The sequence below is a fragment of the Klebsiella sp. GFKo11 genome (genome assembly GCF_056490265.1).
This window is the reverse complement of record NZ_CM151369.1, coordinates 5,658,266-5,672,747: the sequence shown is the minus strand read 5'-3', so window position 1 is coordinate 5,672,747 and position 14,482 is coordinate 5,658,266. Positions and strand designations below refer to the sequence as shown.

Annotated in this window: 10 protein-coding genes; 5 read left to right on the top strand and 5 right to left on the bottom strand. The window is 56.8% G+C overall.

All coding sequences use genetic code 11. The features are described from left to right. Positions 1-17: 17 nt before the first annotated feature. Together AC07P6_RS27210 and AC07P6_RS27205 are read left to right on the top strand one after the other, a co-directional pair. The gene (locus AC07P6_RS27210) at positions 18-2,018 is read left to right on the top strand and encodes an AAA family ATPase (RefSeq protein WP_478315104.1); all 2,001 of its coding nucleotides are present in this window, start codon (positions 18-20) and stop codon (positions 2,016-2,018) included. A 12-nt stretch (positions 2,019-2,030) separates the two neighbouring features. Beyond that, entirely contained in the window at positions 2,031-3,782 is a 1,752-nt protein-coding gene (locus tag AC07P6_RS27205) for a type VI secretion system Vgr family protein (protein WP_478315103.1), read from the top strand. A gap of 17 nt (positions 3,783-3,799) precedes the next feature. Here the strand turns inward: AC07P6_RS27205 and nrdG are convergent, their stop codons facing one another. The 3 genes from nrdG to AC07P6_RS27190 all read right to left on the bottom strand — a co-directional run bounded on the left by nrdG (position 3,800) and on the right by AC07P6_RS27190 (position 7,752). Further along, a complete protein-coding gene (gene nrdG / locus AC07P6_RS27200; protein ID WP_014227659.1) occupies positions 3,800-4,264 on the bottom strand; it encodes an anaerobic ribonucleoside-triphosphate reductase-activating protein in 465 nt (154 codons plus the stop codon). Between the two features lie 235 nt (positions 4,265-4,499). After that, positions 4,500-6,638, bottom strand: coding sequence for an anaerobic ribonucleoside-triphosphate reductase (gene nrdD / locus AC07P6_RS27195; RefSeq protein ID WP_110276594.1), 2,139 nt, complete (start codon positions 6,636-6,638; stop codon positions 4,500-4,502). A 370-nt stretch (positions 6,639-7,008) separates the two neighbouring features. Then, positions 7,009-7,752, bottom strand: a complete 744-nt coding sequence (locus tag AC07P6_RS27190; RefSeq protein ID WP_182235880.1) for a MurR/RpiR family transcriptional regulator — start codon at positions 7,750-7,752, stop codon at positions 7,009-7,011. Between the two features lie 305 nt (positions 7,753-8,057). Between AC07P6_RS27190 and AC07P6_RS27185 the strand changes: the two genes are divergently transcribed. The 3 genes from AC07P6_RS27185 (at position 8,058) to celB (ending at position 11,090) form a co-directional block, all read left to right on the top strand. Then, positions 8,058-8,321: a PTS sugar transporter subunit IIB gene (locus tag AC07P6_RS27185; RefSeq protein WP_249421906.1), complete on the top strand. Its 264-nt coding sequence runs from the start codon at positions 8,058-8,060 to the stop codon at positions 8,319-8,321. 79 nt (positions 8,322-8,400) lie between these two features. Further along, positions 8,401-9,708, top strand: coding sequence for a 6-phospho-beta-glucosidase (locus AC07P6_RS27180; protein ID WP_478315102.1), 1,308 nt, complete (start codon positions 8,401-8,403; stop codon positions 9,706-9,708). Positions 9,709-9,734: 26 nt separating this feature from the next. After that, entirely contained in the window at positions 9,735-11,090 is a 1,356-nt protein-coding gene (celB, locus tag AC07P6_RS27175) for a PTS cellobiose transporter subunit IIC (RefSeq protein ID WP_478315101.1), read from the top strand. A gap of 199 nt (positions 11,091-11,289) precedes the next feature. Here the strand turns inward: celB and treC are convergent, their stop codons facing one another. Further along, positions 11,290-12,945, bottom strand: coding sequence for an alpha,alpha-phosphotrehalase (treC, locus tag AC07P6_RS27170; protein WP_478315100.1), 1,656 nt, complete (start codon positions 12,943-12,945; stop codon positions 11,290-11,292). A gap of 52 nt (positions 12,946-12,997) precedes the next feature. Continuing rightward, the gene (gene treB, locus AC07P6_RS27165) at positions 12,998-14,416 is read right to left on the bottom strand and encodes a PTS trehalose transporter subunit IIBC (protein WP_478315099.1); all 1,419 of its coding nucleotides are present in this window, start codon (positions 14,414-14,416) and stop codon (positions 12,998-13,000) included. Between the last annotated feature and the right edge of the window lie 66 nt (positions 14,417-14,482).

Here is a 14,482-nt window from a genome sequence, read left to right as displayed (position 1 = left end):
CTTGAGGAGAATCAAAAATGGATTTAAAAGCGTTGGTACAACGACTCAATCCGGTCTGCTTTCGTGCGCTGGAGCAGGCCGCCGAACGCAGCCGGGCGCAGGGACACTGGTTTGTTGAGCCGGAGCATCTGCTGCTGGCGCTACTGGATGATGAACACTGCGACCTCGCGTATTGCCTGAGCGGCGCGGCGATTTCCGTCGATACGCTGCGTGAAGAGATCCGCAGCGCCCAGGCGCAGTTTAAAACCGGCTGCACGCGGATGCCGGTGTTTTCCGTGCAACTGGTGGAATTGCTGGAAGGGGCGGTTTTGTTGGCGGCTTTTCAGCGCCTGTTGAAGGTCCGTTCAGCGTTGTTGCTGCAAGCCTTACTCACCCGAGAACGTCTGCGCGCCCAGTTGGCGCAAGGGATGCCGCTGCTGTTGCAGCTTCCGGCTGGGGTGATGGAAAGCCAGTGGCAAAGCTGGTGTCGTGGCTCCGTTGAAGAAGTAAGCGACACGCATACGGGAGAAAACCCGGAGCGGGAAGGTGGCGTGCTGGATCAATACACCCACGATCTGACCCGGGACGCGCGGGAAGGGCGGATCGATCCGATCATCGGGCGCAATGCGGAGATCCGTCAGTGTATCGACATCCTGCTGCGCCGCAGGCAAAACAACCCGATTCTGGTTGGCGCGCCAGGCGTGGGGAAAACCGCCGTCGCTGAGGGGCTGGCGCGACGCATTGCCGAAGGCAGCGTGCCGCCGCCGCTGCGTGACGTATCGCTGCTGGCCCTCGATCTCGGTCTGTTGCAGGCCGGTGCGGGGGTGAAGGGGGAATTTGAGCAGCGGCTGAAAGGGGTGATTGAGGCGGTCAAAAAATCCCCGCAGCCGATTATTCTGTTTATCGACGAAGCCCACACGCTTCTTGGCGCGGGTGACAGCGATGCCGCCAACCTGCTGAAACCAGCGCTGGCGCGCGGTGAATTACGCACTATCGCCGCCACCACCTGGCTGGAGTACAAAAAGTACTTTGAGAAAGACCCGGCGCTGGACCGGCGTTTTCAGCGCATCCAGATTGAAGAGCCGGATGAGAACAGCGCAGTGCTTATGCTGCGGGCGGTGGCCGACAAGCTGGAGGCGCAACACGGGGTGCAGATCCTCGATACCGCTATTCGCGAGGCGGTGCACCTCTCCCAGCGCTACATCTCCGGACGTCAGCTGCCGGATAAAGCCATCAGCGTGCTCGACACCGCCTGTGCGCGAGTGGCGCTGGTGCAGCATGACGAGGTGCCGGACTGCGTGGATCCCGCCACCGTTGCGGCGGTGATCGGCGGCTGGACCGGCATCCCGCTCAGCCAGATGCTGACTGATGAAGCCCACGCCCTGCGTACGCTGGTCGAACGGATGAGCGAGCGGGTGAAGGGGCAACAAACCGCGCTGGAAACCATTGCCCAGCGGCTGCGTGCTTACCGCAGCGGCCTGACCGATCCGCAAAAGCCGGTCGGCGTGTTCCTGCTGGTAGGGCCAACCGGCGTCGGCAAAACCGAAACTGCCTACGCGCTGGCCGACGCCCTGTACGGCGGCGAACGCAATCTGATCACTATCAACCTTTCTGAATACCAGGAAGCGCATACCGTCAGTCAGCTGAAAGGCGCGCCGCCGGGCTACGTCGGTTACGGCAGCGGCGGAGCGTTAACCGAAGCCGTGCGCCGCCGCCCGTATTCGGTGGTGCTGCTTGATGAAATCGAAAAAGCGCACCCGGACGTGCTGGAAGCGTTCTATAACGTTTTCGACAGAGGCGTGATGGAAGATGGCACCGGGCTGATCGTTGATTTCAAAAATACGGTAATGCTGGTGACCAGCAATGTCGGCGCGGAGCTGGTTCTCGACACGTTGGCTTCTGAATTAAATAGCGAGCGGTTTAATGAGGAATTGCGAGAGGAACTGTTGCGTCATTTTCGTCCGGCGTTTTTAGCACGGATGACCACGGTGGTGTATCGCGTGCCGGATGAAAAAATATTAAAAGACACTCAAAAATAAAAGGAATTCCCCATGCCAGATTCCACCATCATAAAACTCACCGCCCCAACTCTAGCCGGCCTTACCGCTGCGACCGCCCATACCGATTCCCAACTTAACGGCCTGACCGCCGCCACCGTCGCGGGAACCACCTCCGCGCCGCTAACCCTTGACACCGCGCTGGCAACCCATCTTACCGCCACCATCAACAACGCTGATTACGACGGGCTGATTGCCGAGGTGCACCAGCTTCCGGCGACCAGTAACGCCGACCGCTACCAGTTTGTCCTGCGCCCTTGGCTGTGGTGGCTGACGCTTGCCAGCCATGATCGTGTGTTTCAGAACCTCTGCGTGCAGGAGATCGTCGAGAAGGTGTTTAAGGACGCTGGATTTAGCGACTATAAATTCCAGCTGAAAAGCAAACCAATAAAACGTGAATATTGCCTGCAATATAACGAAAGCGATTTTAATTTTGTCTCGCGGCTGCTGGAGCAGGAGGGAATTTTCTGGTTCTTTACCCATAAAGAAGGCAAGCACACGCTGGTGCTGGCGGATGATAACAGCGCCTTCCCGCCGATTACTGGTGATAAAAAGGTGAAGTATCAGGCAGCATCAAGCAGCGCACGAGAAAGCGGAATGATTCGTTCGGCAGAGCTGCGTTTGCAGGCGACTTTGCAGGGGGGCCAGACCAGCGATTTCAGCTATGAGCAGCCGAAAGCGGCGCTGTTCGCGCAGGCCAAACGGCTGGTCGGTGAAAGCGACTGCGCGGCGCTGATGGCCGGGCACTGGTTCACGTTAACCGATCACGACGACAAGGCGCTAAACATCAACTGGCTAATCACCACCGTTAGCCACGAGTACGACGGCGAGCGCTATCGCAACCGCTTTACCGCCATCCCGAAGGCCACGCCGTATCGCCCGCAGTGCGCCACGCCGAAGCCGTTTATGCATACGCAAACGGCGACGGTGGTCGGCAAGCAGGGGGAGGAGATCTGGACCGATAACCTGGGCCGGGTAAAGGTGCAGTTTCCATGGGACAGGGAAGGCAAAAACGACGAATCCAGCTCCTGCTGGCTGCAGGTCGCCACAGCCTGGAGCGGCAACGGCTTCGGCGCACAGTTTATCCCGCGCATCGGTCAGGAAGTGGTGGTGAGCTTTATCGACGGCGACCCGGATAAGCCGTTAATTACCGGCTGCGTGTACAACGGCGCGAATGCCTTGCCGTATGCGCTCCCGGACAATCAAACCCAGTCCGGCATCAAAACTCACAGCGAAGAAGGCTTTAACGAGCTGCGCTTCGACGACAAAAAAGACGCCGAACTGCTGGCGATGCAGGCGCAGAAGGATTTCCAGCTCACCGTGCTTAACGACAGCAAAACCACCGTTGGCCATGATGAGATCCTGAGTGTGAAAAATAAACGCAGCGTGACGGTGAAGGGCGATCAGGAACATGCCATCGACGGCAACGAGACGCATAGAGTGAAGGGCAACTACACCCTGAACGTCGACGGCAATCTGACGATTAAGGTCAGCGGCACGCTCACCCTGGAGAGCGGTAAAACGTTGGACATCAAGAGCGGGGCGGGTCTTAACGCCAGCGCGTTGGGCAGCATGAAGCTGGATGCCACCAACATCGCCAGTGAAGCCAAAGCCTCGCTGACCCAGAAAGCCGCAACTATCAGCCATGAAGCTAAGGCGACTCTGACCAGCAAAGCCAGCGCGATGCAAACCGTGGATGGTGGCGGGATGCTGACCATCAAAGGCGGGATGGTGAGGATTAACTGATGAGCGACATGCTGGAATTAACGTAAATGATGCACAACCTGGTTGCTGCTGCCGCGCCAGATCAGCGCCGGGTCTTTTAAATCCTGCACAAATTTACCATCAACCAGCACGTTGATTAAATCCACCACCTGCATCTGCGCGGCGTTGAGTTCGTCCAGCTTGTAGCCGGTCCATACCCAGATGTCTTTGCCGGGACACTCGGCGCGGACGCGCTGAACCAGCTTGAGGATCTCCGGCACGTTCTGCGGATGCAGCGGGTCGCCGCCGGAAAGCGTGATCCCCTGGCGCTTAACGCGGGTGTCATTGAGGTCGGCAATGATGCGATCGGCCATTTCGGCAGTAAACGGCATGCCGGAATTTAGCCGCCAGGTGCTCTTGTTGTAGCAGCCGGGGCATTCGTGAACGCAGCCGGAGACAAACAGGGTGCAGCGGGTGCCGGGGCCATTGACGATGTCAACGGGATAGTATTGATGATAATTCATTTTTCGCTTCTCAATTAACGCCATAGCCGCGTTGGCTGCGCTCACTCACCCCGGTCACGTACTTAATGTACGCTCCCGGGGATTCCCTCGTTTGCCGCCTTGCTCTGACGCTAATTGCTTTGCGAAAACGTTGGGCGTGTTTTGCATTTGTAAAGGGAACGGCTTCCGAATGGTCAAACAGCGACTGGGCGATTCCCTCTCCCCTTTGGGGAGAGGGTTAGGGTGAGGGGAAGAATTAACCGAGCTGCCCGTTACCCAGGTGCTTAACGCGGCGTTTCACTTCTTCCTGCTTACCGGCGTTGAACGGGCGGGCGTCCGGGCTGCCGAGATAACCGCACACCCGACGGGTCACCGACACGCGGGAGGCATCGTGGTTGCCGCATTTCGGGCAGGTGAAGCCTTTGCTGGTACACTCAAACTCGCCGGTAAAGCCGCACTCGTAACACTCATCGATTGGCGTATTGGTCCCGTAATACGGCACGTGCTGATAGCTGTAATCCCACACGTCTTCCAGCGCTCTCAGGTTGTGCTGAATATTCGGGTACTCGCCGTAGCAAATAAAACCTCCGCTAGCCACTGGCGGGTAGGCTGCTTCAAAATCGATTTTGTCGTACGGGTTCACCTTCTTCTCCACGTCGAGGTGGAAGCTGTTGGTGTAATAACCTTTATCGGTCACGCCTTTAATCACGCCAAACTCGGCGGTATCCAGACGGCAGAAGCGGTCGCAGAGGTTTTCGCTCGGTGTGCTGTACAGGCTAAAGCCGTAGCCGGTTTCGTCTTTCCACTGGTCTACTGCTTCGCGCAGATGCTGAACGATGGCGACGCCTTTTTCGCGCAGCGCAGCGCTGTCGTACATATGTTCGTCACCGAACAGCGCATTGATCGTTTCATGGATGCCGATATAGCCAAGAGAAATCGACGCACGACCGTTTTTGAAGATTTCAGAAACGTCATCGTCCGCTTTCAGACGCACGCCGCAGGCCCCTTCCATATACAGAATCGGTGCAACGCGAGCTTTCACCCCTTCGAGGCGGGCGATACGGGTCATCAGCGCTTTACGCGCCAGCTGCAGACGTTCGTCCAGCAGTTTCCAGAACGCAGTTTCATCGCCTTTCGCTTCCAGCGCGATGCGCGGCAGGTTGAGGCTGATAACGCCGAGGTTGTTACGGCCATCGTGAACCTGCTCGCCGTCTTCGTTTTCCCACACGCCGAGGAAGCTGCGGCAGCCCATCGGAGTTTTGAACGAACCGGTTACCTTCACAACCTGATCGTAGTTGAGGATATCCGGGTACATGCGCTTGCTCGCGCACTCCAGCGCCAGCTGTTTGATATCGTAGTTAGCGTCGCCAAACTTGTGGTTCAGGCCGTCGCGAATCGCGAATACCAGCTTCGGGAACACCGCCGTTTTGCGGTTTTTACCGAGGCCCGCGATGCGGTTACGCAGAATGGACTGCTGAATCAGACGCGATTCCCAACTGGTGCCGAGGCCGAAACCGAAGGTTACAAACGGCGTCTGCCCGTTAGCGGTATGCAGCGTGTTCACTTCATATTCCAGAGACTGGAAGGCGTCGTAGCACTCTTTCTCGGTACGAGAACGGGCATAGCCTTCGGCATCCGGGATCTGCCACTCTTCGGCAATTTTGCGATGCTTGTTAAAACTTTCGGCAACGAACGGCGCCAGCACTTCATCAATACGGTTGATGGTCGTGCCGCCATAAATATGGCTGGCGACCTGAGCAATAATCTGCGCCGTTACCGCGGTTGCGGTAGAGATAGACTTCGGCGGCTCAATCTCGGCGTTGCCCATCTTAAAGCCCTGGGTCAGCATGCCTTTCAGATCGATCAGCATACAGTTAAACATCGGGAAGAACGGCGAATAGTCGAGGTCGTGATAGTGGATCACGCCGCGCTCGTGGGCCATCACCACGTCATGGGGCAGCAGGTGCTGACGCGCGTAGTGCTTGGCGACGATACCCGCCAGCAGGTCGCGCTGGGTCGGGATGACTTTACTGTCTTTGTTAGCGTTTTCGTTGAGTAACGCCGAGTTGGTCTGCTCAACCAGGCCGCGAATTTCCTGGTTCAGACGACCGCGCTTTTCACGTTGGCTATCGCGGTCGTGGCGATATTCAATGTAGGCGCGCGCTAACTGTTTGTACGGACCGGACATCAGCTGGTTCTCAACGGCGGTCTGGATCTCGTTGATATCAACCTGGGCGCGGCCCTGCATTTGCTGGCTAACGACTTCTGCGACGGTGGCGCAATAGTCTGCGTCATCGACTCCCGCTGCTTTAGCTGCACGTAGAATTGCTTCATTAATGCGCTCTGACTTGAACGGCACTTTACAGCCATCGCGTTTCATCACATGCGGTGTCATGATCACTCCATACTTTTTTATAGAACAGGTTATCCACAGTGGCGGAAGGTCAACCGAAGTCATGAGACGCTACAGCTGCCGCCGCTTCCCTTCGATTCCGGCCCTTTTTATCCACATCCCATCACCGCCAGAGTACGATGGGTTGTGGTGACATAATAGACTATTAATACAATATGTAGGGCCGGGGCGCATTTTAAGTTCTATATGTAGTGCTTTGCATCAAAGATGTTTGCAATTTTATTGATGCAGAACAAAGTAAAAAGAGGAGAGTAGCAATGATGGGCGCTAGCGCTTAATGTAAATTTATCTGCCTATTTAATAAGCAAAAATTGGGCCTGAACAGCTATTGCTCAGGCCGATAAGAGGGATTTCAGGCGATTAGCGTATCGTTAAGCAGGTCGACCAGCAGCAGCATAGCGTAGCGCGCGGCCTGCGCATTTTCAGGCAACGGCAGCAGGGCGGAAGCCATATTGCTCAACGCATGATTAGCCGGGGTGAGGGCAAAAATCGTCGCTTCCTGTACGCGGGCCAGCAGGGTAGCGCCTTGCAAAATAGCATCAGCTTCGCCGGTTGCCAGCACCAGCAGTAGATGATCGTCGCTGAGCGAGCTGGCTATCATGCGCATCAGGGCGCTGTCCTGACACAGATTAATCACGATCCCTATCGACAGCAGCTGATGCTGAAGCAGCGTCGCCAGCGCGATGTCCTGAGCGCCAAGGGCGAAACAGTGTACGGCGCGGGCATTCTGCAGACGGGTACGCAATTTTTGCAGCGTGGCTTCCGGGGTGCCAACCAGCTGCTGCTCCAGATTTTCGTTAATCAGGCTGAGCTTATCGCGCCATGCGGCGGGCAGCGTTGCACTGTCTTCGCTGAGCCAACTGGTGCGACGTTCGCAGGCCTGCGCCAGTTGTTTGCGCAAATCGCGGATATCATCGCAGCCCACGGAGCGAGCAAAGCGGGTAATGGTCGCCGGGCTGACGCCAGCGCGTATCGCCAGTTCATCAATTGATGCGCTGGCGGTAAAGCTTAAATTCTCCAGAATAAACGCCGCGACTCTCGATTCCTGAGCGCTAAAGCGAGTCATCCCTTCCTGCAACTGCCCTACGATATCCATGGTCTCAGCCCTTATCTCCGTCATCACCGGAATGAAAATATTTTTCAATTAATGATGGCTTTTTATACCACTTAATCACTCGTGATGCCTGGGTTTATTATCAACTTTGCTTTTTTTGCATGAGTAAAAGGGTGAAAAGTTACGTTCCGATCACGTACATGAAAAAAATTTTCATATAGCCTTCACCCATACCTCACCTCGTCATATAGTCGATGGTGTCTATTTAGCGATCGCTCAAGCAAAACCCAACGGGAGGAATGATGCAACGTATTGTACTGTGCTGCGCCGCCGGAATGTCCACCAGTATGCTGGTCAACAAAATGAAGGCCGAGGCGCAACAGCGCGCGCTGACGCTGGAGATCTATGCCGTTCCCGTCGCCGAGTTTGAACGCGAGTTAGCGAATGCTGATGTGATTTTACTGGGGCCACAGGTGAAATATGAAGCGGCCAGATTGACGGAACTTGCCGCGCCGCACGGTAAAGCCGTTGCGGTGATCGATATGGCGGATTACGGCATGATGCGTGGGGCCGCCGTTCTGGATAAAGCGCTCGCGCTACTGAACCACTAACTCTTTCCCATCACCGCGTTCATTTCACGAAGCCACTGCGGCTGCGTGCGGGGATCTGTACGCCAAAAATGAGGCCATCATGCAAGCATTGAAAATTGCCGTTATCGGCGGCGGCAGCAGCTATACGCCGGAACTTATTGAAGGGATTATCCTTCGCCATCAGCAGATCCCGGTGACGGAGCTGGCGCTGGTCGATGTTGAGGCCGGGCGCGAGAAAGTGGCGATTATCGCCGCGCTGACCCAGCGCATGCTAAAACGTAACGGTCTTGAACAGGTGAAGGTCAGCGTGCATTTTGCTCTGGATGAGGCCATCCGCGGCGCTAAATTTGTGCTGACCCAGCTGCGGGTCGGGCAGCTGGCGGCGCGAGCGGCGGATGAGCGTTTGGGGTTGAAGTACAACCTGCTCGGCCAGGAAACCACGGGCGTCGGCGGATTTGCCAAAGCCCTGCGCACCATTCCAGTGATTTTGCAGGTCGCGCGCAAGGTTGAAGAGCTGGCGCCTGATGCCTTTATCCTCAACTTTACTAACCCGGCAGGGATAGTGACGGAAGCGGTCAGCCGCTACAGCAAAGCGAAAATCATCGGCCTGTGTAACGTGCCGATCAATATGCAGCACATGATTGCCGGCATGCTGGAGGCGAAAGAAGAGGAGGTCAGGCTGAGTTTCGCCGGGCTGAATCATATGGTCTGGGTACATAAGGTGATGCAGGGGCGGGAAGATGTGACCGGCAAGGTGCTCGACATGCTGTGCGATGGTCAGTCGCTGTCGATGAACAATATCAAATCGCTGCCGTGGCCTGCGAAGTTTCTCCGGGCGCTGAAGGCGATTCCGTGTCCGTATCATCGCTATTTCTGGCTAACCCCGACCATGCTGGCGGAAGAGATTGAAGCGGCGAAAACCAAAGGCACCCGTGCAGAGCAGGTGATGAAGGTGGAACAGGAGCTGTTTGATATTTACGCCCGGCCCGAGCTGGATGAAAAGCCCGAACAGCTGAGCTTTCGCGGCGGGGCTTATTACTCCGAAGTGGCGGTGGAGCTGATTAACGCCATCCACAATAATCTTGGCAAAGAGATGGTGGTGAATACCCGTAACAACGGTGCGATTCATGGTTTTGACGATGATGCGGTAGTGGAGATTAATAGCATCATTGATGCGCAAGGTGCACGTCCGCTGGCTTTTGGCGCGCTGCCCCCGGTGATGAACGGGCTAACCCAACAGGTGAAGGCGTTTGAGCGGCTGACGATTGAGGCGGCGGTCCATGGCTGTCGCGATAGCGCGCTGCTGGCGCTGGTGAGTAATCCACTGGTCGGCAATGTGACCGATGCCCAGGCGCTGCTTGATGAGGTGTTAACCCTCAACCGCCCCTGGTTAACGCAGTTTAACTAAACTTTTCCGCCTTCGGGGATACCATTATGTCTCGTACTTCATTTATTGAACGTTATGTCATGCCCGCCGCGCTGAAAATCGGCGGCCAGAAGCACGTCCTTTCGGTACGTGACGGCATCATTCTCAATATGCCGTTTATGTTGATTGGTTCGTTTTTCCTGATTTTTGCTTATCTGCCGATTCCGGGTTACGGCGAGATGATGGCCAGCATGTTTGGTGATGCCTGGCGCGACAAGATGCTGTACCCCGTCAAAGCGACCTACGACATTATGGCGCTGATCTCAGCCTTCGGGATTGCTTACCGACTGGCGGAAAAATATCGTACCCTGGATCCGCTAAGCGCCGGAGCGATGTCGCTGGTGGCGTTTGTCATGACCATCCCGCAGGTGACGCTGTTTACCCCCGTAGATGGCTCGGCGGCGCAAATCGTTAAAGGCGTGCTGCCGGTGGGGATGATTGGCAGTCAGGGGCTGTTTGTGGCGATTGTGATTTCGCTGCTCTCCACTGAAATCTACCGTCTGGTAGCCAGCCGTAATCTGGTGATCCGCATGCCGGATGGCGTACCGCCTGCGGTGGCGAAATCTTTCCTCGCCCTGATCCCCGGTTTCTGTGTGCTGGCCGTTGTGCTGGCGCTGCGTTTGATTGTCGAAGCTTCGCCGTTCGGCGATATCAATAGCATGATCACCACGCTGATTGGTATTCCAATGTCGCACGTCGGCGGATCTTTGCCGGGGATGATTATCTCGGTGATCCTGATTGGTATTCTGTGGACCCTGGGGCTGCACGGCGACACTATCGTGCTGGTGTTTATTCGCCCGGTTTGGTTGTCGAATATGTCGGAGAACCTTGAAGCGTTTCAGAACGGGCTGCCGATCCCGCATATCATTACTCAGCAGTTTTATGATTTGTGGATTGCCCCAGGCGGTACCGGGGCGCTGCTGGGGCTGGTGATCTTTATGCTGCTGCGCAGCCGCAGTCAGCAGATGAAACAGCTGGGGAAAATCGCCGCGCCGGGTGCGCTGTTTAATATCAGCGAGCCCATGGTGTTCGGCATTCCGCTGGTGATGAACCCGTACTTCTTCCTGCCGTTTATTTTGACGCCAGTGCTGTTGGTGATTGTCTCTTATACCGCAATGGCGACCGGACTGGTGGTCAAGCCTGCGGGGATAGCGCTGCCGTTCACCACGCCTATTTTTATGAGCGGGTACCTGGCGACGGGAGGGCATATTTCCGGCGCGGTGCTACAGGTGGTGAACCTGGCGATTTCGCTGGTTATCTATTATCCGTTCTTCCGCACATGGGATCGCCTGAAGGCGAAAGAGGAGCAGGCTTCAACGCCGACGGAAGCCAGTGCGACGTTGTCAGCGGCGGACCGCATCTAATGTTTCTACCGTCTTCTTCCCGGAGGCGGCGCTTGACGCGCCTGTCCGGGCTACCGAAAACCAGCGGGTGCTGTCCGGCAGTTGTAGCCCCGCTAAGCGTAGCGCGAGCGGGGGAAGGTTTTTCCCGGGTTGCGGCGTAAACGCCTTACCCGGGCTACCCGATCACTCGATTCGGCAACCCTGGTAGCCTGGAGCTCACTTACTCCTGCAACCACCACACTGCTTCAAACGGGCGCAAGGTCATGTCGGATGGGCGGTTAGCGGCTTCTGCATAGTTGCTCATCAGCACCCGCCAGTCGCCGTCAATGCCTTCCGGCTGCCAGCTTTGGAACTCGCGACTCAGGTTAGCGACGACAACCAGGGTTTGCCCCTGCCACTGGCGGCGATAGCACCACAGCGATGGATGCTCTGGCAACAGATCCTGATAATCACCCCAGGTCAGCACCGGTGTGCTTTTGCGCAGCGCAATCAGCTGCTGGTAGGCATAAAATACCGACTGCGGATCGGCCAGCGCCGCTTCGGCGTTGATCTGGCGATAATTATCGCTCAGCGCAATCCACGGCTCGCCTGCGCTGAAACCACCGTTTTCATCGCTACTCCACTGCATTGGCGTACGGCTGTTATCACGCGATTTGCTCGCCAGAATCGCCAGCAGCTCATCGGCATCCTGACCCTGCGCCGCGCGTTCGATAAACATATTGTGGCTCTCCACATCGCGGTAATCGGTGATGCGCGTGAAGTGCGGATTAGTCATACCTAGCTCTTCGCCCTGATAGATATACGGCGTGCCCTGCATACCGTGCAGCACCATCGCCAGCATTTTCGCCGCCGGGACGCGGTACTCGCCTTCGTCGCCGAAGCGGGAAACGATGCGCGGCTGATCGTGGTTACACCAGAACAGCGCGTTCCAGGCCCGATTGTGCATCCCCTGCTGCCAGTGGCTGAACAACGACTTCAGCTCCACAAAGTCCGGGCGTGCCAGCGTCCACTTCTCGCCGTTGGGATAGTCCACTTTGAGGTGATGGAAGTTAAAGGTCATCGACAGCTCTTTGCCGTCGAGCGAGGCGTACTGCTGGCAGTGTTCCAGTGAGGTGGAGGACATCTCGCCAACGGTCATCAGGCCGCGCGGGGTAAACACATCGCGGCTGAACTCCTGCAGGAACTCATGAGCGCGGGGACCATCAGTATAAAAGCGGCGACCATCGCCCTGGTGGTCATCCGGGAAGGATTGCCCTTTGGAAATTACGTTCACTACATCAAGGCGCAAGCCGTCGACGCCGCGATCGGCCCAGAACTCACAGACCTTTTTCAGCTCCGCGCGCACCTCTGGGTTTTCCCAGTTCAGGTCCGCCTGCTCAACGGCATACAGGTGCAGGTAATACTGCTCACTTTCCGCATGCCACTGCCAGGCGTTGCCGCCAAACTTGGAACGCCAGTTATTCGGTGGGGTGGTCGGTTCGCCATCGCGCCAGATATAAAACTGGCGATACGGGCTCTCTTTGTTGAGTGATTCCTGGAACCAGGCGTGCGCGGTGGAGGTGTGGTTTAGCACCATATCCAGCACGATACGCATGCCTCGCGCCTTCGCCTGAGCCACCAGTTCGTCGAAGTCGTCCAGCGTGCCGTAGGCCGGGTCGATAGCGGTGTAGTTGGCCACGTCGTAGCCGTTATCGACCTGCGGCGAGACGTAGAATGGCGTCAGCCAGATGGCGTCAACGCCGAGCTTTTGCAGATAGTCGAGGCGTGAAGTGACGCCGCGTAAATCGCCGGTACCGCTACCGGTCGTGTCCTGGAAACTCTTCGGATAGATTTGATAAATAACGCCGTTTTGCCACCAAAGGGGAAGGGTATTCATATCGCGTTCCTGCTGCAAAAAGGGGGCGATAGCGCGCCCCGAAAATAAGAAATCAGACAATCTGTAAGGTGCCCTGGCGGAACTTGCGCTGGTAGACGACCGTCGTCAGGACAATCGGCACCACCACGGCGATGACCATCGCCAGCGCGAAGACTTGCCAGTAGCTCGGCTGAATAGAGAGGATGCCCGGCAGGCCACCGACGCCAATGCCGTTGGCCATTACGCCGTTGAGCCCGCACAGCAGTCCGGCAAGCCCGGAACCGACCATCGCGCACAGCATCGGGAAGCGGTACTTCAGGTTGATACCGTACATTGCCGGTTCCGTGACCCCGAGGTAGGCGGAAATGGCTGCCGGAACGGAGATTTCGCGTTCATTCTGTTTACGGCTGGCGATGATGATCCCCACCACTGCCGACGCCTGAGCGATGTTGGACAGGGCAATCAGCGGCCATACCGGCGTGCCGCCCATGCTTTGAATCATCTGCATGTCGATAGCCAGGGTGGTCTGATGGACCCCGGTAATCACCAGCGGCGCATACAGGAAGCCGAACAGCGCGGCGCCAATCGGCGCGAAGCTGCCGGTCAACAGGTGGCGCACGGCCCAGGCCACGCCGTCGCCAATCATGCGGCCAAACGGGCCGATGAAGGCGTGCGCGAGGAATACCGCCAGGATCAACGAACACACTGGCACTACTACCAGGTAGAGGTAGTCAGGCACGATGCGCTTCAGGCGAGTCTCGATAAAGCCGAGCGCCAGTCCCGCCAGCAAGGCCGGGATAACCTGCGCCTGATAGCCAACTTTCTCGATGGTAAACAGGCCGAAGTTCCACACTTCCGGTACCTGCTGGCCTAGCAGATAAGCATTCATCAGCTGTGGAGAGACGAGGGTGACGCCCAGGACGATGCCGAGGATCGGCGTGCCGCCCACTTTTTTCACCGCTGACCAGCAGATCCCCACTGGCAGGTAGAAGAAGATCGCTTCGCCAATCAGCCACAGGAAGTCATAAATGGATTTCAGCGACGGGTGCATCTGCTCCAGCGTCTGGCCGTTGCTCATCGGCAGGTCGCCGATCACGTTGCGAAAACCCAGGATTAGGCCGCCGCTGATCAGCGCAGGCAGCAGCGGGAAGAAGATCTCGGCAAAGTGTGAAATGAGCTGTTCATGCCACTTCATATTCTGCCGCGCGGCCTTTTTGGCCTGTTCTTTGTCGGCGCTGGCTTGCCCTGTAGTGGCCAGTAGCGCTTTGTAGTAATCGCCGACTTCCGTGCCGATCACCACCTGGAACTGTCCGGCGTTGGTAAAGCAACCCTTCACCATGCGCAGCTGTTCAATCTCTTTGGGTTTGGCGATGGCTGGATTATTCAGCACAAAGCGCAGACGGGTAATACAGTGGCTAACGGTGGCGATATTGTCGCGCCCGCCCACCAGCTCGATAAGTTTATCGATGTCCTGCTGATTCACTTTACTCATGATGAGGCCTCATGACCGAGGGAGAGGTTGTGTTTTAACTTGGGTTGAATCCTAACCGCTCCGTTT

What these genes read in the sequence shown, in the direction of transcription:
- nrdD (WP_110276594.1), bottom strand. Translation starts at nt 6,638, where the DNA reads ATGACACCGCATGTGATGAAACGCGATGGCTGTAAAGTGCCGTTCAAG.
- nrdG (WP_014227659.1), bottom strand. Translation starts at nt 4,264, where the DNA reads ATGAATTATCATCAATACTATCCCGTTGACATCGTCAATGGCCCCGGC.
- treC (WP_478315100.1), bottom strand. Translation starts at nt 12,945, where the DNA reads ATGAATACCCTTCCCCTTTGGTGGCAAAACGGCGTTATTTATCAAATC.
- AC07P6_RS27190 (WP_182235880.1), bottom strand. Translation starts at nt 7,752, where the DNA reads ATGGATATCGTAGGGCAGTTGCAGGAAGGGATGACTCGCTTTAGCGCT.
- AC07P6_RS27205 (WP_478315103.1), top strand. Translation starts at nt 2,031, where the DNA reads ATGCCAGATTCCACCATCATAAAACTCACCGCCCCAACTCTAGCCGGC.
- treB (WP_478315099.1), bottom strand. Translation starts at nt 14,416, where the DNA reads ATGAGTAAAGTGAATCAGCAGGACATCGATAAACTTATCGAGCTGGTG.
- celB (WP_478315101.1), top strand. Translation starts at nt 9,735, where the DNA reads ATGTCTCGTACTTCATTTATTGAACGTTATGTCATGCCCGCCGCGCTG.
- AC07P6_RS27180 (WP_478315102.1), top strand. Translation starts at nt 8,401, where the DNA reads ATGCAAGCATTGAAAATTGCCGTTATCGGCGGCGGCAGCAGCTATACG.
- AC07P6_RS27210 (WP_478315104.1), top strand. Translation starts at nt 18, where the DNA reads ATGGATTTAAAAGCGTTGGTACAACGACTCAATCCGGTCTGCTTTCGT.
- AC07P6_RS27185 (WP_249421906.1), top strand. Translation starts at nt 8,058, where the DNA reads ATGCTGGTCAACAAAATGAAGGCCGAGGCGCAACAGCGCGCGCTGACG.